Origin of the sequence: Pantoea endophytica, assembly GCF_002858935.1 — a bacterium.
Lineage (GTDB): Bacteria > Pseudomonadota > Gammaproteobacteria > Enterobacterales > Enterobacteriaceae > Pantoea > Pantoea leporis.
This window is the reverse complement of record NZ_PJRT01000007.1, coordinates 112,781-139,093: the sequence shown is the minus strand read 5'-3', so window position 1 is coordinate 139,093 and position 26,313 is coordinate 112,781. Positions and strand designations below refer to the sequence as shown.

Genomic DNA, 26,313 nt, shown 5'->3' with positions numbered 1-26,313 from the left:
TACTGGTTACGTAACTATTTCGGGCGGAAAATGCTGGATTGCAGGGTTTCAGCGTGTGTAACCGATTACACTGGTGTGATCTTACTCACTTTTTTCCGCCGACAGGTTTCATAACATTGATAACAACAACGATGGATAAACTTTGGAGGCTTCATGCCTGGTAATAATCACAAGAGCAGAACTTCAAATAAGGTCATGACCTTGTTTGTCTGCTTCTTAGCGGCGCTGGCCGGCTTGCTGTTTGGTCTGGATATCGGTGTTATCGCCGGTGCTCTGCCTTTCATCGCGAAAGATTTTAACGTCACTGCCCACCAGCAAGAGTGGATCGTCAGCTCAATGATGTTTGGTGCTGCAGTCGGTGCGGTGGGCAGCGGCTGGATGTCATCGCGTCTGGGTCGTAAAAAGAGCCTGATGGCCGGTGCGATTCTTTTCGTTATCGGTTCACTGTGGTCTGCGGGTGCAACCAGCCCGGAAATGCTGATCGCCGCGCGTGTGGTGCTTGGCCTGGCCGTGGGTGTTGCCTCTTACACCGCGCCGCTGTATCTCTCGGAAATCGCACCAGAGAAGATTCGCGGCAGTATGATTTCGCTGTATCAGCTGATGATCACCATCGGTATTCTGGCAGCGTATCTCTCGGATACCGCGTTCAGCGACGCTGGCGCATGGCGCTGGATGCTGGGCATCATCACTATTCCTGCGGTACTGCTGCTGATTGGCGTCTTCTTCCTGCCCAACAGCCCACGCTGGCTGGCGGCTAAAGGTGACTTCCGCAGTGCTGAGCGCGTGTTATCGCGCCTGCGTGATACCAGCGAACAAGCAAAACGTGAACTGGATGAAATCCGTGAAAGCCTGAAAATTAAACAGTCGGGCTGGCAGCTGTTCCAGAGCAACAGCAACTTCCGCCGCGCAGTGTTCCTTGGCGTGCTGTTGCAGGTGATGCAGCAGTTCACTGGCATGAACGTCATCATGTACTACGCACCGAAGATCTTCGAAATCGCTGGCTTTGCCAACACCACGCAGCAAATGTGGGGCACGGTGATTGTTGGTCTGGTGAACGTGTTGGCGACCTTTATTGCTATCGGTTTGGTGGATCGCTGGGGCCGTAAACCTACGCTGCTGCTGGGCTTCCTGGTGATGGCACTGGGTATGGGCATTCTCGGCACCATGCTGCACATCGGCATCCATTCTCAAGAAGCGCAATACTTCGCGGTGGCGATGCTGCTGATGTTCATCATTGGTTTTGCGATGTCTGCTGGCCCGCTGATTTGGGTACTGTGTTCCGAGATTCAGCCGCTGAAAGGCCGCGACTTCGGTATCACGGTGTCCACCGCGACCAACTGGATTGCCAACATGATTGTCGGTGCGACCTTCCTGACCATGCTGAATACGCTGGGCAACGCGCCAACCTTCTGGGTTTACGCCGGTCTGAACGTGTTCTTCATTCTGCTGACGCTGGCGCTGATTCCAGAGACCAAAAACGTTTCGTTGGAGCACATCGAGCGCAACCTGATGTCCGGCAAAAAGCTGCGCGATATCGGTCAGAAGTAATCCCGATGAGCGAATGCAAGGGCTGCCAATTGGCAGCCCTTTTTATTTGAGATCGTTCCGGCAACCTTTTATGCTGCCCCCCATGAAAACACCGCGCCTTCCCATCGCCTTACAACAAGCCGTTATGCGCTCGCTGCGCCACTATTTACAGCTGGCCAACGAGAAGCTGGAACGCCGCTTTGATGAGCCCTCGCTGGTTTATCAGCAGCGCGGCACCGCTGCGGGCACCGCATGGCTGGAGAAGTGGGAAATCCGCATCAATCCGGTGCTGCTGCTGGAGAATCAGCAGGCATTCGTTGATGAAGTGGTGCCGCACGAACTGGCGCATCTGCTGGTGTGGAAAACCTTTGGCCGCGTGCCGCCGCACGGCAAAGAGTGGAAATGGATGATGGAGAGCGTGCTTGGCGTGCCTGCGCGCCGCACCCACCAGTTTGAAATCGCCTCGGTGCGCAGCAACACCTTCCCCTATCGCTGCCGCTGTCAGCAGCATCAGCTCACCGTACGGCGCCATAATCGCGTGCTGCGCGGAGAAAGCGAATATCGCTGTGTGCACTGCAAATCCCTGCTGCAACCCGGTGAGTTTTTATCGAATTAGTTCAGCAACCTAGCCTAATCTCATATCCCGTGCGTCATCATTCTGTTACCCTGCCGCCCTTTTTCAGGACCAGGTTAATTTTTGGAATATGTCTCGCAAAACGTTGCTGTTACTTACCTTGTTAGTTGCCCCGCTTAGCGCTTACAGCCTCAGTTTCACTCACTATCATCAAAACAATTTTAGTCAGGCCAAAGCCTATGCCGCGCAGATCAACGCAGATGCGCCCGCCGACTTTTACTGCGGCTGCAAAATCAGCTGGCACGGCAAAAAGGGCGTACCGGATCTAAGCAGTTGCGGCTACAGCGTGCGTAAGAACGCCAATCGCGCCGAACGCATTGAGTGGGAACATGTGATGCCCGCGTGGGAGTTCGGCCATCAGCGTCAGTGCTGGCAAAACGGCGGCCGCAAAAGCTGCAGCAAAGATGCCGATTACCGCCGCATCGAGAGCGATCTGCATAACCTGCAGCCGGCGATTGGTGAAGTGAACGGCGACCGCAATAATTTTCAGTACAGCCAATGGAACGGCGGCGAACAGCAATACGGTCAATGCAGCATGAAGGTCGATTTTAAGCAGAAACTGGCGCAGCCGCCGGAGCGTGCGCGTGGCGCCATTGCCCGCACTTACTTCTATATGCGCGACCAATATCACCTGCGCCTGTCGCGTCAGCAAACCCAGCTGTTTACCGTGTGGGATAAGCAATATCCGGTGACGAGCTGGGAGTGTGAGCGCGACAATCGCATCGCCAAAGTGCAGGGAAATCACAATTCCTACGTACAGCAGGCTTGCCAGCGCTAAAAGCGCTACCCTACACTAGCTTTTTTCGATTGCGCCGTGTCCGCTGACACGGCATAACGCTGGCAGGAACCGCATGCGTATACCTCGCATTTATCATCCCGAATCTCTCGAAGTTAACAGTGAAGTCTTCCTCGATGAAGATGCCGCTAACCATGTTGGACGCGTGCTGCGCATGACGGCCGGTCAGCAAATTGAGCTGTTTGATGGCAGTAATCTGACTTTTAGCGCCGAAATCACCCAGGCTGATAAAAAGCGTGTAAAAGTAAGGGTCCTTGCCAGCCAGGCTGATGACCGTGAATCCCCGCTGCATTTACATCTCGGTCAGGTGATGTCGCGCGGTGAAAAAATGGAATTCACTATCCAGAAATCGATCGAACTTGGCGTGAATGTGATTACGCCCTTGTTTTCTGAACGCTGCGGCGTAAAGCTGGATGCCGAGCGGCTGGCAAAAAAAATTCAGCAATGGCAGAAAATCGCGATTGCCGCCTGTGAACAGTGCGGCCGTAATCGTGTGCCGGAAATTCGCGAGCCGATGACATTGCAAGCCTGGTGCGCGGAAGCCGAAGACGGTTTGAAGCTCAATTTGCATCCGCGCGCCAGCCACAGCATCAACACGCTGCCGCAGCCGGTAGAGCGCCTGCGCTTGCTGATTGGGCCGGAAGGTGGCTTAACCGCCGAGGAAATTGCCATGACCGCGCAGCAGGGTTTTACCGATATTCTGCTTGGACCCCGCGTGTTGCGCACCGAAACCACCGCACTCACCGCCATTACGGCACTTCAGGTGAGGTTTGGTGACCTCGGTTAAGCGATACTTTCGGGTTCGAACGTAACTTCACAGCACAACGCTTTCGGGGTAAATGCTTCCCCATTTAGGAGAGAATAATGATTAAGCTTGGCATCGTTATGGACCCGATTTCGTCCATCAATATTAAAAAAGACACCAGCTTCGCCATGTTGCTGGAAGCACAGCGCCGTGGTTACGAAATTCATTACATGGAGATGGGCGATCTCTCCCTGCGCGGCGGTGTGACTTACGCACGCACGCGTCTGCTGAGCGTTGAGCAGAACTACGACAACTGGTACACGTTTGGCAGCGAGCAGAATATCCCGCTGGCCGATCTTAACGTGGTGCTGATGCGTAAAGATCCGCCGTTCGACACCGAATTTATCTATGCCACATACCTGCTGGAACGCGCAGAAGAGCAAGGTACGCTGATCGTCAACAAACCGCAGAGCCTGCGCGACTGCAACGAGAAGCTGTATACCGCATGGTTCGCCGACCTGACGCCAGATACGCTGGTCACGCGTAATAAAGAGCAGCTGCGCGCCTTCTGGCAGGAGCATGGCGACGTGATCCTTAAGCCGCTGGACGGCATGGGCGGCGCCTCGATCTTCCGCGTGAAACAGGACGATCCCAACTTCGGCGTGATCACCGAAACCCTGACTAATCACGGTCAGTACTTCTGCATGGCGCAGAACTATCTGCCGGCGATCAAAGACGGCGACAAACGCGTGTTGGTGGTGGATGGCGAACCCGTACCTTACTGCCTGGCGCGCATTCCGCAAGGCGGCGAAACGCGCGGTAATCTGGCAGCCGGTGGCCGTGGTGAAGCGCGTCCGCTGAGCGACAGTGACTGGGAAATTGCGCGTCGCGTTGGCCCAACGCTGAAAGCCAAAGGGCTGATTTTTGTCGGCCTGGATATTATCGGTGATAAACTGACTGAAGTTAACGTGACCAGCCCAACCTGCGTACGTGAAATCGAGGCCGCGTTCCCGATATCGATCACTGGCATGCTGATGGATGCCATTGAGAAACGCCTGGGCTGATGCCGTCGGAGTCTCCACTCCGTGAACACCCAAAACCGGCGCTGCCGCGGCTGCGCCGGTTATTTTTGGTATACGAGTGATAATGAATTTACAGCATCATTTTCTAATTGCGATGCCGTCGCTGCAGGACCCACTGTTCAAACGCTCGGTAGTCTATATCTGCGAGCACAATGAAGATGGCGCCATGGGTTTGATCGTTAATAAGCCAATGGACAACCTGACGGTCGAAGGCATCCTTAAAAAGCTTAAAATTAGCCCATCCGAACGCGATCCTGCCATCAAACTGGACAAGCCAGTGTTTGCCGGTGGTCCGCTGGCGGAAGATCGTGGTTTCATACTGCACTCGGCGCAGCGCATTTACTCCTCGAGCATTCGTATTTCAGACACCACGGTAATCACCACCTCACGTGATGTGCTGGAAGCGATCGGCACCACTTCACAGCCCGATAACGTGCTGGTGGCGCTGGGTTATTGCGCCTGGGAGAAAGGTCAGCTGGAAGAGGAGTTGCTGGAGAATGCCTGGCTCACCTCGCCCGCTAACACCAATATTCTGTTCCAGACGCCCATCGCGGAACGCTGGCGTGAAGCGGCACGCGGATTGGGCGTCGATATTCACAACATTGCCACCGATGCAGGGCACGCCTGATGGCCAGTGAAACTTTACTGGGCTTCGATTTCGGCACCAAAAGCATCGGCGTTGCTGTCGGTCAGCAATTAACGGGCACCGCGCGCGCGTTGACGGCGCTAAAAGCGCAGGATGGCACGCCGGACTGGAAGCTGATCGAAAAGCTGCTGAAAGAGTGGCAGCCCAATTATGTGGTGGTGGGCTTGCCGCTGAATATGGATGGCACCGAACAGGAACTTACTGCGCGCGCACGTAAGTTCGCCAATCGCCTGCATGGTCGTTTTGGCGTACGCGTCGAATTGCAGGACGAGCGCCTGAGCACCGTTGAAGCGCGTGCTGATCTGTTTGAACGCGGCGGCTTTCGCGCGTTGCAGAAAGGCCAGGTTGATTCACAATCCGCAGTGATTATCCTCGAAGATTGGTTTGATACGCATTAAAGCCATCCAGATCTGGCACATGGCGTAGCGGCGCATTTATTGCGCATTGCCAGGGATGAGCAGGGCAGCGGTATAAACATGCGCGATGAATCGCGCCGCTACAATGGGTTGGTTTTCCGCCTTTGAGCGCCTATCTGGCTCTCTTCAAATCATCCCCGCCGCCTGACGCCCCTGCTCGCTCTGCGCAAAGGTTTGCATGCCCGCCTGCGCGCCGGTTTGCAAAACGCCAGGCAACTGATGCATCTTGCCTTCGCGGATCAGGTTCGCCACCGCCGGCGTCGCCACCAACACTTCAAACAAGCCGATGCGCCCGCCCGCTTTTGCCGGCACTAAACGTTGCGCCAGCACCGCTTTCAGGCTGCCCGCTAATTGAGTGCGCACCAGGTTTTTCTCCTCAGCGGGAAAGACATCCACCAGCCGATCAACCGCCTGGGTTGCGCCGCGCGTATGGAGCGTGGCCAGCACCAGATGCCCAGTTTCTGCTGCAGTGAGCGCCAGGCGGATGGTTTCGCTGTCGCGCAGTTCGCCGAGCAGAATCACATCAGGATCTTCACGCAGCGCGGCTTTCAGCCCGTGTTGAAACGAGGCACAGTGCGCACCTACTTCGCGCTGTTGAATCAGCGAGCGCTGGCTGCGATGCACAAACTCAATCGGATCTTCCAGCGTCAGAATGTGCCGCGCCTGCTGACGATTCAGACAATCCACCATCGCCGCCAGCGTGGTGGATTTGCCGCTGCCGGTGGCGCCGGTAATTAAAATCAGCCCCTCTTCCAGCTGTAATAGCTGGCTCACCACCTCGGGCAGATGCAGGCTGCTGAGATCGGGCGCCTGGCTGGCAATCAGCCGCAGCGCCAGCGATAAGCCGTGACGCTGCATAAACAGGTTGGCGCGCAGCCGTATGCCGCTGGCAAGCGTAATAGCGAAGTCAACGTGGCCGTTCTCCTCCAGCTCGGCCTGCTGCGACGCCGTGAGCCACTGCTGCATAAAGGCTTCCAGCCAGCCGCCATCCAGCGCGCTCTGCTGCGGAATCGGCTCCAGCACGCCTTGTCGCCGCCAGTGCGGCAAATGTCCGCTGCAAAGGTGCAGATCGGCGGCGTTATGCTTTACACTAAGGGCCACTATTTCATCCAACTCCATTTAGCTTCTCCTGACTATGACTTCCATTGAGCACAACTTACAGCAAGTGCGTGAGCGTATCGCCGCCGCCGCCGCACGTTGCGGCCGCGCGCCAGAAGAAATTACGCTGCTTGCAGTAAGCAAAACCAAACCTGCGAGCGCGGTCGCAGAAGCCATTGCCGCTGGACAACACGCGTTCGGTGAGAATTACGTGCAGGAAGGGGTTGAAAAAGTGGCTGAGCTGGCCGCACATCCTGATTTGCAATGGCACTTTATCGGCCCGCTGCAATCCAATAAAAGCCGTCTGGTGGCGGAAAACTTCGCCTGGTGCCACACCGTGGACCGCCAGCGCATCGCGCAGCGTCTAAACGATCAGCGCCCGGCGTCGTTGCCGCCGCTCAACGTGTTAATTCAGGTAAATATCAGTGACGAGAACAGCAAATCTGGCATCATGCTGGAGGCGTTGCCGGAGCTGGCGCAGCAGATCGCCGCACTGCCGAATTTGCGCTTGCGTGGGCTGATGGCGATTCCGGCGCCAGAGTCAGAATACGCACGGCAACTGGCGGTGTGTCAGCAGATGGCCGCCGCGTTTCAAACCTTAAAACAGGACTATCCTGACGTCGATACGCTTTCTCTGGGAATGAGCGACGATATGGACGCGGCAATCGCCGCGGGCAGCACCATGGTGCGTATTGGCACCGCCGTTTTTGGCGCGCGGGATTATGCGCGACCTTCACAACAATAATTGAGGAACCTCATGTTAACACTGACGTTTTTAGTCAAAACGCTGATCGATTTGTACGTGATGGTGCTGCTGCTGCGCATCTGGATGCAGTGGTCGCGCTGTGACTTCTACAACCCGCTGGCGCAGTTTGTCGTGAAGATCACCCAACCGATTATCAAGCCGCTGCGCCGCGTCATCCCGGCCATTGGCCCGATTGATACCGCATCGCTGCTGCTGGCCTTTGTGCTGACCACGCTGAAATATCCGATCCTGCTGCTGATTCAGGTCGGCGTGTTCTCCGTTGATCCCACCAACCTGCTGGTTGGCCTGCTGTCGCTGGTGAAGTCCGCCGGTTATCTGGTGTTCTGGGTGATCATCATTCGTTCGCTGATGAGCTGGATCAGCCAGGGTCGCGGCCCGGTGGATCAGGTTCTGATGCAGCTGACTGAACCGCTGATGTCACCGATTCGCCGTATTCTGCCGGCGATGGGCGGTATCGATTTCTCTGCCATGATTGTGATTCTGGTGCTGTACGCGCTGAATTTCCTCGGCATGGACCTGTTCCCAGGTCTCTGGTATTTGCTGTAATTCGTCTATCTGGAACTGTTATGCAAAAAGTTGTACTCGCGACCGGAAATCCCGGCAAAGTCCGCGAACTGGCCGATCTGTTAGCGGCCTTCGGACTTGATATTGTGGCGCAAACCGAACTCGGCGTTGATTCGGCCGAAGAAACCGGCCTGACTTTCATCGAAAACGCCATCCTGAAAGCGCGTCATGCGGCTGAGATTACCGGTTTGCCAGCGATTGCCGACGATTCCGGTCTGGCGGTTGATGCGCTGGGCGGCGCGCCGGGCATTTACTCCGCGCGCTATGCGGGCGTTGATGCCAGCGACCAGCAGAATCTGGACAAGCTGCTGGTGGCGCTGGAAAACGTGCCGGATGGCAAACGTCAGGCGCAGTTCCACTGCGTGCTGGTTTACCTGCGTCACGCCGCCGATCCCACGCCGCTGGTGTTCCACGGTAGCTGGGCCGGGGAAATCACCCGCGCGGCAGCGGGCGCAGGCGGTTTTGGTTACGATCCCATCTTTTATGTCCCTGAATTGGGTAAAACGGCGGCAGAGCTGAGTAAAGACGAAAAGCGCGCCGTCTCTCACCGTGGTAAAGCATTGACGCTGCTGCTGGAAGCGATGCGCAATGCCTGAGTTTTCACCTACGTTGCCGCCATTAAGCCTGTACATCCATATTCCGTGGTGTGTGCAGAAGTGTCCGTACTGTGATTTCAACTCTCACGCGTTAAAAGGCGAGGTGCCGCACATTGAGTATGTACAGCACCTGCTCAACGATCTCGAACAGGATTTACCGCTGACCGGCGGCCGTGAAGTGCGCACGATTTTCATCGGCGGCGGCACGCCAAGCCTGTTGAGCAGCAATGCGATGCAGATGCTGATGGACGGCGTGCGTGCGCGTTTGCCGCTGGCGGCCGATGCGGAAATCACCATGGAAGCCAATCCAGGCACCGTTGAAGCCGATCGCTTTAGCGCCTACCAGAAAGCCGGCATCAACCGTATTTCGATTGGCGTGCAGAGTTTCAGTCCACAGAAGCTGGCGCGTTTAGGCCGCATTCACGGGCCGGAAGAAGCCGTGCGCGCGGCACAGCTGGCGGAAGGATTAGGCCTGCGCAGTTTTAACCTCGACCTGATGCACGGCTTACCGGATCAGTCACTGGAGGAAGCGCTGGATGATCTGCGCCAGGCGATTGCGCTTAATCCGCCGCATCTATCGTGGTATCAGTTGACGATTGAGCCGAACACCTTATTCGGTTCGCGCCCGCCAAAACTGCCTGATGACGATGCGCTGTGGGATATTTTTGAGCAAGGTCATCAACTGCTGAGCGCCGCAGGTTATCAGCAATATGAAACCTCGGCGTATGCCAAACCGGGTTATCGCTGCGAGCACAATCTCAACTATTGGCGCTTCGGGGATTACCTCGGGATTGGCTGTGGTGCCCACGGTAAGCTGACGCAAGCCGATGGTCGCATCGTGCGCACGGTGAAAACCCGTCATCCGCGCGGCTTTATGAAAGGCAACTATCTCGATAAGCAGCACGTCGTGGCCGAGAACGACAAGCCGTTCGAGTTCTTTATGAACCGTTTTCGTCTGCTGGAAGCCGCACCGCGCGCCGATTTCCGCCGCTATACCGGCATGGATGAGCAGGTGATTCGCCCGCAAATCGATGCGGCGATAAGTGCAGGATACGTGGAGGAAACCACGGAGAGCTGGCAGATCACTGAGAAAGGCAAACTGTTCCTGAACTCGCTGCTGGAACTGTTCCTGACGGAAGAGTAATGAAAAATGCCCGGCTTATACCGGGCATCTTTTTTGCGTATTAGCCGTAAGTAATTTCAATTTCCTGATTCACTAACAGTGTGTAATGCGCCTGGCTATGGGTTAACAGTGTCCAGTTTTCCCCGCCGATCTGGACTTTATTCTGCGAAGTTAACCAGCCGTCGCTGAATTGCGTGCGATCAAGCGTGATGCGGTCGCCCATGTCGCCATCAATCATCAATTGCTGACTATCGTCGTTAATAAATAGCCCCTCACCGCCTTCATTCAGTAACGAGTGCAGATCGAGATTAAGCAGATTATTACCTTTGCCACTTATATCTATTTTCTGCAAACCTTCCACACGTGCACTTAGCGCAGCAAAATCAATTATCTGGTTTTCACCCGAAAAAATAATATTTGCCGCTTTCACCAGATAATGAGACGGATAAGTATTTAACCAGCTCGCGACATCATAAATGTGGCGTTCTCCTGGGATGGGCAAATAGCTCGTCCCATTCCCATCATCTCTTGATTCACTTTCATAATTGGCTTGATATTGGGGTGACGGGATGAATCTCACCGGATAATTTGCAGAGTAGGAACTTTCATTCCCTGCTTCATCTATCGCCTTCACACCAAAATTATTCAGCCCTGCACGCATATCTTGCTGCGGAGTCATTCTCCAGTCACCCTGACTATTTGCATAAGCCGATCCCACCGCCGTACCATCCTGATACAGAATCACCAGGCTGTTAACTTCGGCCTTACCGATAAAATCCAGACGTGCATCGTCGGTATTTTGCCCTGGCAATACCGATTCAATGGGTCCCCTATCATCGAGCACCTGCATAATGAGGGGCTGAATTGTTGTGGTATCAATCAGCAGCGTGACGGTGCTGCTCCATTTACTGACGTTGCCAGCATGATCAATGTTACGTACGCGAAAATTCCATTCACCATCGGAGAGATTTTGCGGAGGAGTCCACAGCCAGGTGCCATCACTGTCTACCGCAACGGTCGCGGTTGTTACCCAACTGCCGTTTTTGCTGGCGTATTGAACGCGTACATATTCATTAGGGTCGCCAGTGCCATACAGCTCAGGGCGGCGATCGTCAGTGGCCCGGATGAGATCAAACTGTCCGCGATACAAACCAACATCATCCTCAAAGTAATTGATGGTGGCGCTATCCGGTTTCTCGGTATCAAGCTGAAATGGCCACTTTAGCGATGGCTGGCTGCGATTATTTGCCCGGTCTTCTGCCACGGCACTCAACTCATATGCACCGTCGTTAGGCAGGTTCACTTCCACCTCCCATTTGCCATGCTGATTAGCGGTTACCGAAGCCAGGGGCGTTTTGCTGTTTTTGTTGTAGATATATACCAGGCTATTTGCTTCTGCCTCGCCGCGCACGACAGGATTTGCGTCGTTGGTGTAACCATGTCGCTTAATGCTATTGCCGTTATGTATTCCACCCGCTGCATAGTCTTCGATTGCAGTAATTTGCGGCTTGTCAGGCGCGATAGTATCAATGTTGTAATTGACCGAAACGATATCACTTTGGTTATTAGCGCGATCAACGGCAACAAAGGTCAGCACATGTTCACCGTCAGGCATGGGTTGAGAAGGCGTCCAGGAAAAACGGCCGCCACTCACTGGCACACTTATTGGGTTTTTACCATTGACCATGATGATGACTGCAACGGTATCTGGCGAATGCGCACTGCCTTCCCATCGCTTCTGCGCATCGTTATACCAGTCGGATTGAATATGCACGGTGTGAGGTGAAGGGGTATTACTGGAAGCAGAGGCGTTAAAAAATAACATAAAAACTCCTTAAAAATAAATGATTTCAATGAGTTGCTAACTCACTTTCATCTTTATTATTTTGGTGTTTTTACGGTTATCAGATTCGTCCCGAATCTAAGGTTCTTAAATGCAGTGCATCTTAAAAGCAAAAAGCCAGCCGGGACTGGGCTGGCTTTGTTAGCTGAAGCAAATCATTAGCTTTTAACGTTCTGCATCAGTCCTTTGCGCTGCTCTTCCAGCACGGTTACGCGGTTGCATACTTCGTGGCCGAAGTTCTGGAAATCCTGCTCCTGCTTATTCCACTCCGCCTGCACCGACTGTTGTAAACCGCCAAGGTTGCCCATAATGGCCTGCAGTGGATTGCTGCCACTCGCCGCCTGGCTGCTGCCCATTTCGTTGAGACTATCCTGCATGATGCCGCCTAGCGTGCTCTGCACCAGCTTCTCGCCTTCCGCGCGCACCTGATCGATAGCCTGATGATGGAACGTCAGTCCGTCTGGACGATGCTCAATAATGCGGTTCATTTGTTGCTTGAGCTGGCCATCCAGTTTGGTGAGACGATTACGCACATTGCTGTTCGCGCCGAGCTTTTCGACAATCACTTTATCCAGCGCCACGCGGCTGCGTTCCAGACGCGAGGTTGCGCCGCTATCGATCCACGGCAAATCGCGACGCAGCGCGGTCTGGTAGTCGATGGCTTTCTGGCGCGCGGCGTTATCAACGTTGACCTTCTGGCCATTAAACTGCACGTCACCCTGCGGAGTGATTTCGAGGTTGCCGTTGGTTCCCACCACCTGCACGCTCTGCGGTTTAATGATCACATCATCCTGTGGCTTGACGCTGCACTCGTATGCAGCCTGAGCCTGAGTTGCCGCCAGCAGCAGCGCGGCGATAAGTGCCTTACGAACCATGAAATCTTCCTTTTTTCGCGCTGAAAGGTCGGGGGTTGAGCGTCGCAGCCATTTTTGTGGCGGCCAGCGCGCAGCATCCGCAGCGTACATAAGTACGTGAGGAATGCGAGCACTGCCCGGTGCAAAAAGGGCAAGTAAGCTAGCCCGATACGATCTTTAGTCCCACCAAACGTCGAAGAGTTCAGTCACCTGCACATCCGTCAGGTTATGAGCTTCCAGCCACTTACGCACCAGCTCGCGGTGCTCGTCGGTGCATTTGCCGGTTTCCTGCAAGCACACCAGACCTTCCCACACCAGATAACCGCTGCCGTCATACGCCAGACCGTTCGGCGCGATCACTTCATTAATGAACTGATCAACAGTGGCGTCGATTTGCTCCTCGGTGGTGCCTTCGGCGAAACGCCAGGCGACGGAGAAGCCTAATTCCTGAAACTCATCAATATGCAGTTTTTTACGCAAACGACGGCTACGCTGTACGGCCATTATTTCACCCTCTCAAACATCAGATCCCATACGCCATGGCCCAGTCGCTGCCCGCGCTGCTCAAACTTGGTTAACGGACGCGTTTCCGGACGCGGCACGTAATTGTTACTTTCCGACTGATTTTTATATCCGTCGATGCTGCTCATCACTTCTAACATGTGTTCGGCGTAGGCTTCCCAGTCGGTCGCCATATGGAATACGCCGCCCAGCTTCAATTTGCGCATCACCAGCTCAGCAAATGGCACCTGTACGATGCGACGTTTGTTATGGCGCGCTTTGTGCCACGGATCCGGGAAGAACAGCTGCACCATGCGCAGCGAGTTATCCGGAATCATCTTCTGCAGCACTTCTACCGCGTCGTGACACATTACGCGCAGGTTCTTCACGCCCGCTTCCTTCGCCGACGCCAGGCAAGCACCCACGCCCGGCGCATGCACTTCCAGGCCAAGGAAATTCTGATGTGGATTGTTCTGCGCCATGGTCACCAGCGAGGCGCCCATGCCGAAACCGATCTCCAGCACTACCGGCGCGTCACGGCCAAACAGCGTCACCAGATCCAGCGGCTCCTGCTGGAACTCCACGCCCATCTCCGGCCATAAATTATCGAGCGCGAGCTGCTGTCCTTTCGTTAAGCGCCCCTGACGGCGCACAAAACTGCGGATACGGCGTAATGGCCGCCCGTTCTCATCAAATTCTGGGGTGATGACGTCATTAATCATGTTGAAGCCTGCTGGTTAGCCTGTTCTGGGAAACGGGCATTATGCAAAGTTAGGAAGCAGAAGCAAGCCTTTGCAATGTTCCGGTTTACACCCTGAGGTCTCTGTGCTGGAATTCCTGCCTGATTGTAGAGTAAACACGGAAAATTTCCTTCTTATGATGCAAGCGCCGACGTTCGCCCAACAAGTGCTGGATTGGTATCAGCGCTTTGGTCGCAAAACCCTGCCGTGGCAGCAGGAGAAAACGCCGTACAAGGTATGGCTCTCTGAAGTGATGCTGCAGCAAACCCAGGTTGCTACCGTCATTCCTTATTTTGAACGCTTTATGGCGCGCTTCCCGACGGTGGCCGATCTGGCAGCGGCACCGCTGGACGAAGTGCTGCATCTGTGGACCGGTCTCGGCTATTACGCGCGCGCGCGCAATCTGCACAAAGCCGCGAAACAGGTGGTGGAGAAGCACGGCGGCGAGTTCCCGCGAAACTTCGACGATGTCGCAGCGCTGCCGGGCATTGGCCGTTCTACCGCGGGCGCGGTGTTATCGCTTTCGCTCGGTCTGCACTTCCCAATTCTGGATGGCAACGTAAAACGCGTGCTGGCGCGCTGCTACGCGGTGGGCGGCTGGCCGGGTAAAAAGGAGGTTGAAAAACGGCTATGGCAGATCAGCGAAGAAGTGACGCCAGCGGCAGGCGTAAGCCAATTCAATCAGGCAATGATGGACCTTGGCGCATTAGTATGTACTCGCTCACGCCCTAAATGCGAAATTTGCCCGCTCAACAGCAGATGCGTAGCTTATGCCAATAACAGCTGGGCGGCGTATCCCGGTAAGAAACCCAAACAGACTTTGCCAGAACGTAGCGGCTGGATGCTGATGATGCAGGATGGCGATGACGTGTGGTTAGAGCAGCGCCCGCCGGTTGGCCTGTGGGGCGGACTGTTCTGCTTCCCGCAGTTTACAAGTGAGCAAGCGCTAACTGACTGGCTAACTGAGCGCGGCATTTATGTTAAACCGCAGCAGCTCACCGCATTCCGCCATACCTTCAGCCATTTCCACTTAGACATTGTGCCTATGTGGCTCGCAAAGCCTTCCGCTGGGTCGCTGATGGATGAAGCGGGCGGTCTCTGGTATAACTTAGCGCAACCACCGTCAGTGGGTTTGGCGGCGCCGGTTGAGCGCTTGCTGCATGAATTGCGCCATCCCCAGCAGCTTACGCGTCGAGCAGACGTGACCGAAGAGGAAGAGTAATGAGCCGCACCATTTTTTGTACTTATCTGCAACGCGACGCTGAAGGTCAGGACTTTCAGCTCTATCCTGGCGAATTGGGTAAGCGCATCTTTAATGAGATCTCCAAAGAGGCCTGGCAGCAGTGGATGTCCAAGCAAACCATGCTGATCAATGAGAAGAAATTGAGCATGATGAACCCGGAAGATCGCAAAGTGCTGGAGAAGGAGATGATCAATTTCCTGTTCGAAGGCAAAGATGTGCACATTGAAGGTTACACCCCGCCAGAAAAATAACCGTTCAGGGCTTCCCTTTGAGGCCCTCTTTTTCGATTCAGGCACGCATTAACAATGAATAAAAAACTGATAGCGCTCTTGGTGATTGCACCACTTTTGGTCTCCTGCTCCGGACAAAAAAAATCGCAGTTTCATGAAGAGTGGGTCAAGGACACCAACGGTTTCGATATTTTGATGGGCCAGTTTGCCCACAATATTGAAAACATTTGGGGAATCAATGAAGTTCTGATCGCCGGACCGAAAGATTACGTCAAATATAGCGACGGTTATTACACCCGCAGTCACATCAACTTTGACAGCGGTAGCATCACCATTGAGACCATTTCCGGCACCGATCCGATGGCCAGCCTGCGTCAGGCGATCATCACCACGCTGTTGATTGGCGAAGATCCGGGCAATGTCGATCTCTACTCCGATGCCAACGATATTCAAATCAGTAAAGAGCCGCTGCTGTACGGCCAGGTGCTGGATAATACCGGCCAGCCGATCCGCTGGCAGGGCCGCGCCGGCAGCTTTGCTGATTATCTGATTCAAAACAAACTGCAGAAACGCACCTCCGGATTGCACGTCATCTGGTCGGTTACCATTCCGATGGTGCCAAACCACCTCGACAAACGTGCTCACAAATATCTGCCAATGGTGCGTAAAGCCGCTGAACAATATGGCGTGGATGCGTCATTGATTCTGGCGATTATGCAGATTGAATCGAGCTTTAACCCATATGCGGTGAGCCACGCTGATGCGCTGGGATTAATGCAGGTGGTGCAGCATACCGCCGGTGTTGATGTGTTCCGTATGAAGGGCAAAGGTGGCAAACCGAGCCGCAGCTATCTGCTTGATCCTGAGAATAATATTGATGCGGGCACCGCGTATTTGTCGCTGCTGCAGAGAAGTTATTTAGGTGGGATTCAGGATCCGACATCACGGCGTTATGCGGTGATTACCGCGTACAACGGCGGCGCGGGCAGCGTGCTACGCGTGTTCTCCAGCGATAAGGATCGCGCGTTCTCGTCAATAAATAGTATGTCGCCGACGGAAGTTTACCAGACGCTGACCACCAACCATCCATCGGCAGAATCACGGCGTTATCTGTATAAAGTGAGCCAGGCGCAGCGCAGTTATCGACGGTATTAAGCTGGTGCGGTTTGTCCCTCATCCCAACCTTCTCCCGCTCGCGGGAGAAGGGGCCGATCCAGCACGTACGTAACAATGAGCGCCCTCTAAACATTCCCTCTCCCGCGTGCGGGAGAGGGTTAGGGTGAGGACAAGTGCAATCAGCTCACCATCATATTCGCCACCAGATGCTTACGCCCGTGCTCATCTTCTTCGGTGTAAACCCCTTGCAGCTCTGGCGAGAAGCCCGGCAGCAGATTGATGCCCTCTTCCAGCGCGAGGAAATAGCGCTGTACCGCGCCGCCCCACACTTCGCCTGGCACCACGCACAACACGCCCGGCGGATATGGCAACGCGCCTTCAGCCGCTATGCGCCCTTCAGCATCGGCAATCTTCACCAACTCCACTTCGCCACGAATATAGGCCTGATGTGCATCCTGCGGATTCACTTGCACCGGTGGGAAACAGGCTGAGCGGAACATGGCTTTTTGCAGATCCTTAACGTCAAAACTGACGTAGAGATCGTGCATCTCCTGACACAAGCGGCGCAGCGTGTAGCCTTTGTAACGCTCAATATTCTTGCGATACACGCTCGGCAGCACTTCCGCCAGCAGCGCATCCTCGCGCACGTGCTGCTCAAACTGCACCAGCATCGCCACCAGATGCGCCATCTTCTCCGGCGTTTCTGCTGGCGTCAGCAGGAACAGAATCGAATTGAGGTCGCATTTCTCCGGCACGATGCCGTTCTCGCGCAGATAGTTGGCCAGAATGGTCGCTGGAATGCCGAAGCTGGTGTACTCGCCGCTGGCGGCATCAATCCCCGTGGTGGTGAGCAGCAGCTTGCAGGGATCTACAAGATACTGTTGCTGCGCGTAACCCTCAAAACCGTGCCACTTTGCGCCCGGTTCAAGGCTGAAGTAAGCGGGATCGGCGGCGATAGCTTCCGTTTCCGCCGCTTGCCACAGCTTGCCGTGCACTTTCTCCGGCAGGAACGGCTGAATCATTTCGCAACGTTCCAGAATCGCTTTACGCGCATCAATGCCGATGGTGACGCACTCGTGCCACATGCTGCGTCCGGCCTCGCCTTTATGCATGCGGGCGTTGATATCCAGCGCGGCAAACAGCGGATAGAACGGGCTGGTTGAGGCGTGCAGCATAAACGCATTGTTGAGGCGTTTGTGCGGACAGAAACGCTGCTGCCCACGGATGTGGTTGTCTTTCTTATGGATTTGCGACGTCTGTGAGAAACCGGCCAGCTGCTTGTGTACCGACTGCGTGACAAAAATGCCCGGATCGTTCTCGTTCAACTCCAGCGTCAGCGGTGAACAGCCGGCCATCAGCGGAATAAACTGCTCGTAACCCACCCACGCTGAATCAAACAGGATGTAATCGCACAGATGTCCGATGCGATCGACCACCTGACGCGCGTTGTACACCGTGCCATCGTAAGTGCCGAGCTGAATAATCGCCAGGCGGAATGGACGTTGATCGTTGGCACGATCGGGCGCCACTTTGGCAATTTGATCACGCAGATAAGCATCGTCAAAACAGTGCGCATCAATGCCGCCGATAAAGCCAAACGGATTACGCGCCGCTTCCAGATACACCGGCGTGGCGCCCGCCTGAATCAGTGCGCCATGATGGTTGGATTTGTGGTTATTGCGGTCAAACAGCACCAGATCGCCGCGCGTCAGCAGCGCGTTGGTGACCACTTTATTGGCGCTGGAGGTGCCGTTAAGCACGAAGTAGGTTTTGTCGGCGTTAAACACTTTCGCCGCGAACTTCTGCGCATCTTTGGCTGAGCCTTCGTGGATCAGCAGATCGCCGAGCTTGACGTCGGCGTTGCACATATCCGAACGGAAGACGTTCTCGCCGTAGAACTCATAAAACTGACGTCCCGCCGGATGTTTGCGGAAGAAGGCACCACCCTGATGTCCCGGGCAGGCAAACGTGCTGTTCTGCATATCGACGTAGCGCGTGAGCGTGTCGAAAAATGGCGGCAGCAACTCGGCTTCATACGCCTGCGCGGCGTCCTCCAGCGCGTCCCACTCTTCTGGCGCGCCGTTGATTTCGCCAGTGACGCCCGGCAGCTTCAGCACTTCTTCATCGAACGCATTGGCGACAAACACCGGCAGATTAAAGCCGACCTTGCGCAATAGCGTCAGCACGCCACTGCGCGTGTCCGACAAGGTGATCACGACCGCAGCGACATCGGTAAAGTCGGTATTGTCCAGCGTCACCACGTCGCGCGCAGTGTTAAGACTAAGGGTTGGCGCTACAGCAACGCTGGCAGCAATTTTCAATGGGTTCATAACACAAATCCCTGAGAGAGGATGAGTGGGTGCCGATGGCACAGCAATGAGGAGGTTTCCTCGGCGAAGTCAATCTGGGAGTTGAACACTAACTGGGGCGCAATCATGTCATCTTTTTTTTGCCGGAACAACCGCTGCGCTGGCCCTCTCTCGCAAGCGGGCGAGGGCGCCGTCCGAGCGAGAGTTAAGGTATGCTGGATCAGTTCCCTGTCCCACCTGTGGGAGAGGGTTAGGGTGAGGGCAAAAAAGGAGTACTATACCCCCACTTTCCTCAACCAGCCGGAGGCTGCATGTTCAAGGCATTGGTCATTGAAAATGATGAACAGGGATATCGCACATCCCTGAAAGATCTGTCAGAAAAACAACTGCCCGATCAGGATGTCACCCTCGAAGTAAGCTACTCCACGCTCAACTACAAAGACGCGCTCGCCATCTGCAACAAAGGCCCGATTGTGCGGCAATTCCCGATGGTGCCGGGCATCGACTTTGTTGGTCGGGTGATCAGCAGCCGCCATGCCGAATGGCAGCAGGACGACGTGGCGCTGCTCACTGGCTGGGGCGTAGGCGAAAAGCATTGGGGCGGGCTGGCGCAGAAAGCCAGCGTCTCAGGCGACTGGCTGGTACAAGTGCCGGCCGCACTGAGCCCGCTACAAACTATGGCAATTGGCACCGCGGGCTTCACTGCCATGTTGTGCGTGCTGGCGCTGGAAAAACAGGGCATCACGCCGCAGCATGGCCCGGTTTTAGTCACTGGCGCGAGTGGCGGCGTTGGCAGCTTTGCCGTTAGCCTATTGGCACGTCTCGGCTATGAGGTTATTGCTTCCAGCGGTCGCGCCAGCGATAGCGATTACCTGATCAACACGCTGGGCGCGACGTCGATTATTGATCGCGCAGAGCTGAGCGATCCGGGCAAACCGCTGGCGAAAGAGCGCTGGGCGGCGGCGATTGATAGCGTCGGCAGCCACACGCTGGCCAATGTGTTAGCGGGCATCAAGCGCGATGGCGTGGTCGCGGCGTGCGGCATGGCGCAAGGTTTGGATCTGCCGACCAGCGTCGCGCCGTTCATACTGCGCGGCGTGGTGCTGGCGGGCGTGGATAGCGTGATGTGTGCAAAACCGCTGCGGCAGCAGGCGTGGCAGCGCCTGGCGGAACTGGTGGATGGCGACCTGCTACAGCAGTTAACCAAGGTGATTCCGCTGAGCGAAGCGCGCGAAGGTGCCGAGCAGCTGCTGGCCGGTAAAGTACGCGGCAGATTGATCGTCGATTGCAGATAATCGCACATTACGTAGCGGCGCAATTTATGGCGCGTCTTTTCACAGAGCGCGATAAATCGCGCCGCTACGGTTTCAGGCACGCAGTTGAATCTGCGGTCTGCCCTTCTCATCTTGCATCACCACATCCAACTCCGCCTGATACCAGCGCGTCAGCGTGTGTTCGGTCATCACCTCATTGGGTGCGCCTTCCGCCACCAGCTTGCCCTGATGCAGTAACAGCACGCGATCCGACCACAGCGACGCGAGGTTAAGATCGTGCAGCACGGTGCAGACGCTGAAGCGTCCGTTGCGCGTCAGGCGATGCAGCAAACGCAAACTGTGCTGCTGCCAGAACAGATCCAGCGCGGAAGTGGGTTCGTCGAGAAACAGCCAGCCGCGCGGGCCATCATCGTGCCACAGCTGAGCCAGCACGCGCGCCAGCTGTACGCGCTGCTGTTCCCCACCGGAAAGCGATCGATAGTCGCGCTGTGCCAGCTCAAGGCTGCCGGTAATGTGCATCACCTCGTCAATCACCGCTTTGGATTGAGCGCGCGGCCACGGTGCGCGGCCCATCGCCACCACATCGGCAGCGGGCAGCGGAAAACTGACGCTATTTTGCTGACGCATCACCGCGCGGCGCTGCGCCAGCGGTTCGCGCGGCCAACTGTTTAGCGGACGATCGCCGAGCCAGCACTCGCCCGCTTGCGGCGTGAGAAAGCCGGTCAGCAAGCGCAGCAGCGTGGATTTCCCCGCGCCGTTGGGGCCGATCAGCGCGATCATTTCGCCAGGCTGCAAAGTCAGGGAAACGTCATCGATCAACGCGCGTGAGCCGTGGCTAAATCGCAGCCCGCGTGCCTGCATGCAGTCACTCATTCATCCCCCTTTGCTCACGCAGAATCAGCCAGAGAAACCACGGGCCGCCCAGCAGGCTGGTTAACAGGCCAACCGGCATTTCCGCCGGCACCACCACGGTGCGCGCCAGCGTATCGGCCAGCAGCAGCAAAATCGCGCCCGCCAGCGCCGAACCGGGCAGCATCCAGCGATGATCGCTGCCGAGACAGAAACGCATCAGGTGCGGCACCACTAAACCGACAAAGCCGATAATGCCACTCACCGCCACGGCGGTGCCTACCAGCAACGCGCTCAACACCAGCAGCTGACGCTGCGTGCGCTTAACGTCGATGCCCATGTAATGTGCATCCTCTTCGCCGAGTTGCAGCAAATTGAGACGACGCGCGCGCAGCTGAATCGCTATCAGCGCCGGCAGAATCAGCACCGCGCACACCGCCAGGCTCGGCCACTGCGCCGCGCTCAAACTACCCATGCCCCACAACGCCAACTGACGCAACTGCTGATCGTTACTCAGCCACGACAGCACGCCGACCGCCGCGCCGCATAAGGCATTGATGGCGATACCAACCAGCAGCAAGCGCGACAAATTGCCCAGCGCCAGACGGCTAAAGCTGAAGATCAGCAGCGTCACCACCAAACTGCCCATAAAGGCGGCGAGTGTTGGCAGCCACAGCGCCAGCAGCGGCGGCAAGCCGAGCGGGATAACGATCGATATCGCCACCGCTAAACCCGCTCCGCTGCTGATGCCGAGCAAACCGGGATCGGCCAGCGGATTGCGAAACAATCCCTGCATCACCGCGCCGGACACCGCCAGCGCCATGCCGAGCAGCACCGCCAGCAGCACGCGCGGCAGACGGATGTTGATCCAGATTTGCCACGCCATATCGCTGAGCGGCGCACGCAACAAAGTGCGCATTGAAAGCGGCATCGCGCCGAAGTTGGCCGCCATCAGCATCACTATCAGCATGCAGATGGCCATCAAACCGAGCCAGCGCATCACGGATGTAGTTGCCATATTTTTCCCCTAAATAATTCAAGGTGCAGGAAGGCAGCAAGTGTTCGAATCCCCAGGAGCTTACACAAGTAAGTGACTGGGGTGAGAACACGCAGCTAACGCGCCTGCGGCTTGAAGTATGACGGGGAAGCCGCTTCGGCTGCGTGGCGCAGTTTGATGATCGCGCCCGGCGTATCAAGGCCAAAGCTCAGCAGCGCCATCTCATCCACCACCAGCAACGCGCGATGCTGACCGGCTGGCGTCAGTGCCAAACCGGGCAGCGACCACACTTTCTCTTCGCCGCCCAGCGTACGCAGGCCATCTTCACCCACCACGATCAAATCCGGTGCCGCCGCAACCACGCCTTCCTGCGACAGCTGCTGATAGTGCGGCACCGCCGCCATCGCGTTGATCAGACCCGCGCTGCGAATCGCGCCGTCCGCGCCGGTTTGTGCCCCCGCTGCCTGTGTGCGCATGCCGCCGTGCGCCATGATAAACAGCACTTTGATCGGCAACGGTTTTTGTGGGATCTGCGCGCGCTGCTTGTTGACCTTCTCGATCAGCGCGTTGGCTTCCTCTTCACGATGCAGCGCCTTGCCGATGGTAGCGATTTTTTCCGCGATGGCGTCGAGGCTGTTTTTGCCGGTGACATCCACCACTTTTACGCCAGCTTGTGCCACTTGCTGCAGCACCAGCGACGGTTTTGCCAGCTCGCTGCTCAGCACCAGCGTCGGTTTCAGCGCCAGAATCCCTTCGGCATTCAGCTGACGCATATAACCGACATCCGGCAACTTGTTGGCCTGCGCTGGATGCTGGCTGGTGCTGTCACGCGCTACCAGATCCTGCTGCGCATCCAATGCATAGATGATTTGCGTGACGTCACCGCCAATCGAGATCACCCGCTCGGCCGCAACAGCGGGCAGCGCCAGCGCAGTTAGCAGCAACAGAAGTTTTCTCATGCTGACGCCTCCAGCGACATCACCTGCTCGCGCCAGCGCGCCTGCTCCGGCGTGCCTTCGCTGCGCTGACCGTACAACTGCGCGATCTGCGTGCCGTCGGCGGCAAAAAGTTCCAGGCTTGTGACGAAGCCGTCGCCGCTCGGTTTGCGCGTTACCCAGCTTTCGCTGATGTGATCCGCCATTAAATGCAACGTGAAGGTGGGATTGAAAATGTTGATCCAGTTATCCATCGGCATCAGCTTCTGCACCGCGCCGGTGAAGATCTGCGTGCAGCCACGGTTGCCGATAAAAATCATGATTTCATTGCCATCCTGCTGCGCCAGATCCAGCAGCTGCGCCAGCGAGTCATTACTCACCTGACGCGCCAGATCGTCCGCCACCGCGCGAAACGCCTGCGGGCGCGAGATGTTGTGGCGCTTCAGCAGACCAAAGAACTGATGCACATCGGTGATGGCGCGCCATTCGGCTTCCACTTTGCTGGCATCAACCGTACCTCTGTATTGCGGCGCGCTGGCGGGCTGCGGATCTAACGCCGCCGCGTTCTCCAGCACAAACGCCGAAATCAGCGCATCCCACGCGGCGCGATCGGTATTTTCAGTGGTGTAGATTTTCAGCACCGCATCAGCGTGGCGATCAAAAATCTGGATGCTTTGACGTTCACCGTGGGCGCTCTGCTCACGCAGGAAGAACGCGCTGTGCCACTGATGCGGGAACAGACGCTGATCGAGCGCGCGCGGGTTGAGAATTAGTCCGGCGTGTTCGCCGAGGTGCAGGTTTTCATATTTGCCCACCTGCTCGTGAACCGCATATTCATTGCGGGTGATGCTTTTGGTTTCACCCACCGCCGCCAGTGCTGCCAGCAGCGCAGGGAAATCAGCTTTTAACGCCTTTGCATCCTGGCCGACACGCGCTTCACACAGCTGCGCTTCGCCAATGCCCATCAGAGCGGCGAGATCGCGCGCGTACTTTTTCGGATGCTCGCCTTTCAGCGCCAGATAGTGATCGTAACGTGAGTTCATTGCCTTGCTCCATGAAAATGCCCTGCGCTGCCGCAGGGCGAAAAGGGATTAGAAATCGACGTTCACACCCAACTGGAAGGTGCGGCCTGGCATCACCGCCAGGTTGATGTCGTTGCGTTCCTGGGCGTTGCTGCTGGTCAGCGTGCGGCTGCTGGTGTAATCCCAGTATTTGCGATCGGTAATGTTGTAGATACCGCCGCTCAGCTTGACGTTTTTCGTCGCCTGCCAGTAAGCCGTTGCATCCACCATGCCGTAACCCGGCACGCGCATATATTCCGTGGTGGAATCAGTGATCGCCGTGCCGGTGTTGGTGTAGCTTTCGCGGTTGGTCGCCGTGGCCTGCTTGCCTTTCACGAAGGTGGCGGTCAGCGCTGCGCCGTAGCCGCGCGCTTTGTCATCCCACGCCAGGCCAACAATCGCTTTCAATGGCGCGACGCTATCGAGATCGATGTACTTGTCACCGGCGTAGCTGGACTTGGATTTACCTTCGTTATAGCCCAGCGCAAAGGTGCTGCTCAGGCCATTGACCTGCGGGAACCAGGTGCCGTAATTCACTTTGGTGGATATCTCAGCACCATAAATGTAGGCCTTATCGCGGTTTTCAGCCTGATAGCTGGTGTAGATGTTGCTCGGGACGTTGACGAACATCTCCGGATTGGTGGCGCGGCGATAGCGGGTGTAGGCGATGAAGTTTTTGTACTGGTTATAGAACACCGAGGTGTTGACCGTTACGCCTTCTGTCGCCTGGCCTTTCAGGCCCCACTCAAAGTTGTTGCTGGTTTCGGTTTTCAGATCGGTGTTACCAATCAGCGCATATTGCGCGCTACCCGCATAGCTGGAACCCAGGTTCCATGAGCCATACAGCTGGCTGGTGGTGGGGAACTGCACGCCGCGTTTGTATTGCAGATAGGTGGTCAGCGCTGGCGTTAAATCGTATTGGAAGGTCAGCGATGGCAGCACCTGCGTATCGGAGTTAGTTTTGCCATACAGCGCATCAACCTGCTCTTCGGTCAGCACCGTGCTGCCGGTGGTGAGATCGCCGAGATTTTTCGGCTTGGTGCTTTGATACATTACGCGCACGCCGGGAATGACCGCGAAGCTGTGGCTATCAAGATCGAAATTGATCTTATCTTGCAGGTATCCTGCCACCGCGAAAGTGCGGCTGTCAGACTGCGGTTGGGTGATGGCGCTAAAGGCGCTCGGCGCTGGTTCCTGGCGGAACGGACGCTCGCTGTTGTCGAGGCGCGCATTGACACCGGCACTCAGCTCGTGGCGGCCAAGCGTTTTGGTGCCGCGCGTGTCGAAGCCATAGCTATCGACGTTGAAATCGGAATAGACAAAGCCGTACTCGCTCGCGCTGGTCGGCAGATAGGTATTGTCGTGCGCCTGAGTTTGCTGCCAGTAAAGGCGCGTGGTCAGCGTATCGATAAAGTCGTTATACGGCGTCCACTCATCCGCCAGATTGATGCCCCAACGGCGCGTATCGCTCTGCTGCTGCGCGGTGCCCCAAACGGTGTTGCCGCTGGTATCCCAGGTATCGTAATGGCTGTGGTTGGTTTTGTGGTAGTAATCAAAGGTGGCGCTCAGCTTGTGCTGATCATTCGGCTGCCAGATCCCGGATGTCATAAAGGCGTCAGAGTGCCAGTTGGCCGGATAAGCCTGTTTCACGTCGCTGTTGTTGCGGGTTTCCTGGCCGTCGCGACGGCTGTAAACAAACAAGCCGCGCAGCTCGTCATCGCCAGCAGCGGCGGTGATGCCGTTGTGCCAGCTGCGATTCGATGAGTCGTAATCGCTCTGGTAACCGAAGTAACTATTTTTATCGCTGCTAAGGTAATCGTCAGCGGTTTTATTGTGGAACGAGACGTTACCGCCAATCGAGGTATTCGGCTGATCCACCGCCGTGGCGCCCTTCTCAATATCAACGCTGCCGAACAGGTAGGGATCGATGTAATCGCGGCCAATACCAAAGGTGTTGTTGCCGGTGCGGCTGACGTAAGGGCGGCCGGTGGCATCCGGAATCGGAATGCCGTCGATATCCATGCCGACGCGATTACTCTCCAGACCACGAATGTTGTAACCGGTGTAACCCGCGCGGTCGAAACCGCTTTTACCGGCAGAGGATCCGCCGCTGGATCCGGTGGCGCTGATCAGCGGCTCATAACGCATGATCGAACCGAAATCGTTCGCACCGCGTTTTTGCAGCTCTTGTGCTGTGATGGTGGTTTTATTGCCGGCCTGCTGTTTTGGCGCGGTGACGGTGAGAACCGGTTCATTGCTGGTGCTATAGCTGGCGGCAAAGCTGCAAGCGGCATGAATAGCTGAAGATAAGATGGCAACTTTGAAAAGACGTTGCTGGGCTGTTCCCTGAAAGAGTGAAGACATGCGC

Annotated in this window: 26 protein-coding genes; 15 read left to right on the top strand and 11 right to left on the bottom strand. The window is 56.2% G+C overall.

What is annotated here, in order from left to right:
• Positions 1 to 153 precede the first annotated feature (153 nt).
• The 7 genes from PZBJ_RS07325 to ruvX all read left to right on the top strand — a co-directional run bounded on the left by PZBJ_RS07325 (position 154) and on the right by ruvX (position 5,828).
• Positions 154 to 1,548, top strand: a complete 1,395-nt coding sequence (locus PZBJ_RS07325) for a sugar porter family MFS transporter (protein ID WP_101761913.1) — start codon at positions 154 to 156, stop codon at positions 1,546 to 1,548.
• Positions 1,549 to 1,630: 82 nt separating this feature from the next.
• Positions 1,631 to 2,143 (top strand): SprT family zinc-dependent metalloprotease, encoded by a 513-nt coding sequence (locus tag PZBJ_RS07320; RefSeq protein WP_137386420.1) that lies wholly within the window; start codon positions 1,631 to 1,633, stop codon positions 2,141 to 2,143.
• Between the two features lie 88 nt (positions 2,144 to 2,231).
• Positions 2,232 to 2,939, top strand: a complete 708-nt coding sequence (gene endA, locus PZBJ_RS07315; protein ID WP_101761911.1) for a deoxyribonuclease I — start codon at positions 2,232 to 2,234, stop codon at positions 2,937 to 2,939.
• Positions 2,940 to 3,012: 73 nt separating this feature from the next.
• The gene (rsmE, locus tag PZBJ_RS07310) at positions 3,013 to 3,744 is read left to right on the top strand and encodes a 16S rRNA (uracil(1498)-N(3))-methyltransferase (protein ID WP_101761910.1); all 732 of its coding nucleotides are present in this window, start codon (positions 3,013 to 3,015) and stop codon (positions 3,742 to 3,744) included.
• Between the two features lie 77 nt (positions 3,745 to 3,821).
• Positions 3,822 to 4,766 (top strand): glutathione synthase, encoded by a 945-nt coding sequence (gshB, locus tag PZBJ_RS07305; RefSeq protein WP_101761909.1) that lies wholly within the window; start codon positions 3,822 to 3,824, stop codon positions 4,764 to 4,766.
• 82 nt (positions 4,767 to 4,848) lie between these two features.
• Positions 4,849 to 5,412, top strand: coding sequence for a YqgE/AlgH family protein (locus tag PZBJ_RS07300; protein WP_101761908.1), 564 nt, complete (start codon positions 4,849 to 4,851; stop codon positions 5,410 to 5,412).
• On the top strand, positions 5,412 to 5,828 hold the full coding sequence (gene ruvX / locus PZBJ_RS07295) for a Holliday junction resolvase RuvX (protein ID WP_101761907.1): 417 nt from the start codon (positions 5,412 to 5,414) through the stop codon (positions 5,826 to 5,828). The genes PZBJ_RS07300 and ruvX overlap by 1 nt, the downstream gene beginning before the upstream one ends.
• A 144-nt stretch (positions 5,829 to 5,972) precedes the next feature.
• Here ruvX and PZBJ_RS07290 read toward each other — a convergent pair whose 3' ends face one another.
• A complete protein-coding gene (locus tag PZBJ_RS07290; protein ID WP_101761906.1) occupies positions 5,973 to 6,965 on the bottom strand; it encodes a type IV pilus twitching motility protein PilT in 993 nt (330 codons plus the stop codon).
• A 16-nt stretch (positions 6,966 to 6,981) separates the two neighbouring features.
• On the opposite strand from PZBJ_RS07290, the gene PZBJ_RS07285 reads away from it, so the two are divergent.
• From PZBJ_RS07285 to hemW, 4 genes are read left to right on the top strand one after another with little or no spacing between them, the layout of a single operon-like run.
• Positions 6,982 to 7,689: a YggS family pyridoxal phosphate-dependent enzyme gene (locus PZBJ_RS07285; protein WP_101761905.1), complete on the top strand. Its 708-nt coding sequence runs from the start codon at positions 6,982 to 6,984 to the stop codon at positions 7,687 to 7,689.
• Between the two features lie 12 nt (positions 7,690 to 7,701).
• Positions 7,702 to 8,256 carry a YggT family protein gene (locus tag PZBJ_RS07280; protein ID WP_008107240.1) on the top strand — a complete coding sequence of 185 codons (555 nt, stop codon included), beginning with the start codon at positions 7,702 to 7,704 and terminating at the stop codon, positions 8,254 to 8,256.
• A gap of 20 nt (positions 8,257 to 8,276) precedes the next feature.
• Positions 8,277 to 8,870 (top strand): XTP/dITP diphosphatase, encoded by a 594-nt coding sequence (locus tag PZBJ_RS07275; RefSeq protein ID WP_101761904.1) that lies wholly within the window; start codon positions 8,277 to 8,279, stop codon positions 8,868 to 8,870.
• Positions 8,863 to 10,014, top strand: coding sequence for a radical SAM family heme chaperone HemW (gene hemW, locus PZBJ_RS07270; protein ID WP_101761903.1), 1,152 nt, complete (start codon positions 8,863 to 8,865; stop codon positions 10,012 to 10,014). Before PZBJ_RS07275 ends, hemW begins: the two co-directional genes overlap by 8 nt.
• A 40-nt stretch (positions 10,015 to 10,054) precedes the next feature.
• On the opposite strand, the gene PZBJ_RS07265 is transcribed toward hemW, so the two are convergent.
• From PZBJ_RS07265 to trmB, 4 genes are all read right to left on the bottom strand, one after another.
• Complete coding sequence (locus PZBJ_RS07265; protein ID WP_101761902.1) at positions 10,055 to 11,818, bottom strand: Ig-like domain-containing protein; 1,764 nt, start codon at positions 11,816 to 11,818, stop codon at positions 10,055 to 10,057.
• 176 nt (positions 11,819 to 11,994) lie between these two features.
• Positions 11,995 to 12,711 carry a YggN family protein gene (locus PZBJ_RS07260; RefSeq protein WP_101761901.1) on the bottom strand — a complete coding sequence of 239 codons (717 nt, stop codon included), beginning with the start codon at positions 12,709 to 12,711 and terminating at the stop codon, positions 11,995 to 11,997.
• Between the two features lie 156 nt (positions 12,712 to 12,867).
• Positions 12,868 to 13,194, bottom strand: coding sequence for a YggL family protein (locus tag PZBJ_RS07255; RefSeq protein WP_008107231.1), 327 nt, complete (start codon positions 13,192 to 13,194; stop codon positions 12,868 to 12,870).
• Entirely contained in the window at positions 13,194 to 13,913 is a 720-nt protein-coding gene (gene trmB, locus PZBJ_RS07250; protein ID WP_101761900.1) for a tRNA (guanosine(46)-N7)-methyltransferase TrmB, read from the bottom strand. Before trmB ends, PZBJ_RS07255 begins: the two co-directional genes overlap by 1 nt.
• A gap of 154 nt (positions 13,914 to 14,067) precedes the next feature.
• On the opposite strand from trmB, the gene mutY reads away from it, so the two are divergent.
• The 3 genes from mutY to mltC are packed head-to-tail and all read left to right on the top strand — an operon-like array spanning position 14,068 to position 16,559.
• Positions 14,068 to 15,153, top strand: coding sequence for an A/G-specific adenine glycosylase (gene mutY / locus PZBJ_RS07245; RefSeq protein ID WP_101761899.1), 1,086 nt, complete (start codon positions 14,068 to 14,070; stop codon positions 15,151 to 15,153).
• Positions 15,153 to 15,425 carry an oxidative damage protection protein gene (locus PZBJ_RS07240; RefSeq protein WP_007890330.1) on the top strand — a complete coding sequence of 91 codons (273 nt, stop codon included), beginning with the start codon at positions 15,153 to 15,155 and terminating at the stop codon, positions 15,423 to 15,425. The genes mutY and PZBJ_RS07240 overlap by 1 nt, the downstream gene beginning before the upstream one ends.
• A gap of 54 nt (positions 15,426 to 15,479) precedes the next feature.
• Positions 15,480 to 16,559, top strand: coding sequence for a membrane-bound lytic murein transglycosylase MltC (gene mltC, locus PZBJ_RS07235; RefSeq protein WP_101761898.1), 1,080 nt, complete (start codon positions 15,480 to 15,482; stop codon positions 16,557 to 16,559).
• Positions 16,560 to 16,699: 140 nt separating this feature from the next.
• Here mltC and PZBJ_RS07230 read toward each other — a convergent pair whose 3' ends face one another.
• Positions 16,700 to 18,850, bottom strand: a complete 2,151-nt coding sequence (locus tag PZBJ_RS07230; RefSeq protein WP_101761897.1) for an ornithine decarboxylase — start codon at positions 18,848 to 18,850, stop codon at positions 16,700 to 16,702.
• Between the two features lie 290 nt (positions 18,851 to 19,140).
• Here PZBJ_RS07230 and acuI point away from each other — a divergent pair, with 290 nt between their 5' ends.
• Entirely contained in the window at positions 19,141 to 20,124 is a 984-nt protein-coding gene (gene acuI, locus PZBJ_RS07225; RefSeq protein ID WP_101761896.1) for an acrylyl-CoA reductase (NADPH), read from the top strand.
• 72 nt (positions 20,125 to 20,196) lie between these two features.
• On the opposite strand, the gene PZBJ_RS07220 is transcribed toward acuI, so the two are convergent.
• The 5 genes from PZBJ_RS07220 to PZBJ_RS07200 form a co-directional block, all read right to left on the bottom strand.
• Complete coding sequence (locus tag PZBJ_RS07220; protein WP_101761895.1) at positions 20,197 to 20,976, bottom strand: heme ABC transporter ATP-binding protein; 780 nt, start codon at positions 20,974 to 20,976, stop codon at positions 20,197 to 20,199.
• The gene (locus PZBJ_RS07215) at positions 20,969 to 21,970 is read right to left on the bottom strand and encodes a FecCD family ABC transporter permease (protein WP_101761894.1); all 1,002 of its coding nucleotides are present in this window, start codon (positions 21,968 to 21,970) and stop codon (positions 20,969 to 20,971) included. Before PZBJ_RS07215 ends, PZBJ_RS07220 begins: the two co-directional genes overlap by 8 nt.
• 95 nt (positions 21,971 to 22,065) lie before the next feature.
• Positions 22,066 to 22,908 carry a heme/hemin ABC transporter substrate-binding protein gene (locus tag PZBJ_RS07210; RefSeq protein ID WP_101761893.1) on the bottom strand — a complete coding sequence of 281 codons (843 nt, stop codon included), beginning with the start codon at positions 22,906 to 22,908 and terminating at the stop codon, positions 22,066 to 22,068.
• A complete protein-coding gene (locus PZBJ_RS07205; RefSeq protein ID WP_101761892.1) occupies positions 22,905 to 23,927 on the bottom strand; it encodes a hemin-degrading factor in 1,023 nt (340 codons plus the stop codon). The genes PZBJ_RS07210 and PZBJ_RS07205 overlap by 4 nt, the downstream gene beginning before the upstream one ends.
• A gap of 48 nt (positions 23,928 to 23,975) precedes the next feature.
• Entirely contained in the window at positions 23,976 to 26,309 is a 2,334-nt protein-coding gene (locus tag PZBJ_RS07200; protein ID WP_101761891.1) for a TonB-dependent receptor domain-containing protein, read from the bottom strand.
• Positions 26,310 to 26,313: the final 4 nt, after the last annotated feature.

What these genes read in the sequence shown, in the direction of transcription:
- PZBJ_RS07325 (WP_101761913.1), top strand. Translation starts at nt 154, where the DNA reads ATGCCTGGTAATAATCACAAGAGCAGAACTTCAAATAAGGTCATGACC.
- PZBJ_RS07320 (WP_137386420.1), top strand. Translation starts at nt 1,631, where the DNA reads ATGAAAACACCGCGCCTTCCCATCGCCTTACAACAAGCCGTTATGCGC.
- endA (WP_101761911.1), top strand. Translation starts at nt 2,232, where the DNA reads ATGTCTCGCAAAACGTTGCTGTTACTTACCTTGTTAGTTGCCCCGCTT.
- rsmE (WP_101761910.1), top strand. Translation starts at nt 3,013, where the DNA reads ATGCGTATACCTCGCATTTATCATCCCGAATCTCTCGAAGTTAACAGT.
- gshB (WP_101761909.1), top strand. Translation starts at nt 3,822, where the DNA reads ATGATTAAGCTTGGCATCGTTATGGACCCGATTTCGTCCATCAATATT.
- PZBJ_RS07300 (WP_101761908.1), top strand. Translation starts at nt 4,849, where the DNA reads ATGAATTTACAGCATCATTTTCTAATTGCGATGCCGTCGCTGCAGGAC.
- ruvX (WP_101761907.1), top strand. Translation starts at nt 5,412, where the DNA reads ATGGCCAGTGAAACTTTACTGGGCTTCGATTTCGGCACCAAAAGCATC.
- PZBJ_RS07290 (WP_101761906.1), bottom strand. Translation starts at nt 6,965, where the DNA reads ATGGAGTTGGATGAAATAGTGGCCCTTAGTGTAAAGCATAACGCCGCC.
- PZBJ_RS07285 (WP_101761905.1), top strand. Translation starts at nt 6,982, where the DNA reads ATGACTTCCATTGAGCACAACTTACAGCAAGTGCGTGAGCGTATCGCC.
- PZBJ_RS07280 (WP_008107240.1), top strand. Translation starts at nt 7,702, where the DNA reads ATGTTAACACTGACGTTTTTAGTCAAAACGCTGATCGATTTGTACGTG.
- PZBJ_RS07275 (WP_101761904.1), top strand. Translation starts at nt 8,277, where the DNA reads ATGCAAAAAGTTGTACTCGCGACCGGAAATCCCGGCAAAGTCCGCGAA.
- hemW (WP_101761903.1), top strand. Translation starts at nt 8,863, where the DNA reads ATGCCTGAGTTTTCACCTACGTTGCCGCCATTAAGCCTGTACATCCAT.
- PZBJ_RS07265 (WP_101761902.1), bottom strand. Translation starts at nt 11,818, where the DNA reads ATGTTATTTTTTAACGCCTCTGCTTCCAGTAATACCCCTTCACCTCAC.
- PZBJ_RS07260 (WP_101761901.1), bottom strand. Translation starts at nt 12,711, where the DNA reads ATGGTTCGTAAGGCACTTATCGCCGCGCTGCTGCTGGCGGCAACTCAG.
- PZBJ_RS07255 (WP_008107231.1), bottom strand. Translation starts at nt 13,194, where the DNA reads ATGGCCGTACAGCGTAGCCGTCGTTTGCGTAAAAAACTGCATATTGAT.
- trmB (WP_101761900.1), bottom strand. Translation starts at nt 13,913, where the DNA reads ATGATTAATGACGTCATCACCCCAGAATTTGATGAGAACGGGCGGCCA.
- mutY (WP_101761899.1), top strand. Translation starts at nt 14,068, where the DNA reads ATGATGCAAGCGCCGACGTTCGCCCAACAAGTGCTGGATTGGTATCAG.
- PZBJ_RS07240 (WP_007890330.1), top strand. Translation starts at nt 15,153, where the DNA reads ATGAGCCGCACCATTTTTTGTACTTATCTGCAACGCGACGCTGAAGGT.
- mltC (WP_101761898.1), top strand. Translation starts at nt 15,480, where the DNA reads ATGAATAAAAAACTGATAGCGCTCTTGGTGATTGCACCACTTTTGGTC.
- PZBJ_RS07230 (WP_101761897.1), bottom strand. Translation starts at nt 18,850, where the DNA reads ATGAACCCATTGAAAATTGCTGCCAGCGTTGCTGTAGCGCCAACCCTT.
- acuI (WP_101761896.1), top strand. Translation starts at nt 19,141, where the DNA reads ATGTTCAAGGCATTGGTCATTGAAAATGATGAACAGGGATATCGCACA.
- PZBJ_RS07220 (WP_101761895.1), bottom strand. Translation starts at nt 20,976, where the DNA reads ATGAGTGACTGCATGCAGGCACGCGGGCTGCGATTTAGCCACGGCTCA.
- PZBJ_RS07215 (WP_101761894.1), bottom strand. Translation starts at nt 21,970, where the DNA reads ATGGCAACTACATCCGTGATGCGCTGGCTCGGTTTGATGGCCATCTGC.
- PZBJ_RS07210 (WP_101761893.1), bottom strand. Translation starts at nt 22,908, where the DNA reads ATGAGAAAACTTCTGTTGCTGCTAACTGCGCTGGCGCTGCCCGCTGTT.
- PZBJ_RS07205 (WP_101761892.1), bottom strand. Translation starts at nt 23,927, where the DNA reads ATGAACTCACGTTACGATCACTATCTGGCGCTGAAAGGCGAGCATCCG.
- PZBJ_RS07200 (WP_101761891.1), bottom strand. Translation starts at nt 26,309, where the DNA reads ATGTCTTCACTCTTTCAGGGAACAGCCCAGCAACGTCTTTTCAAAGTT.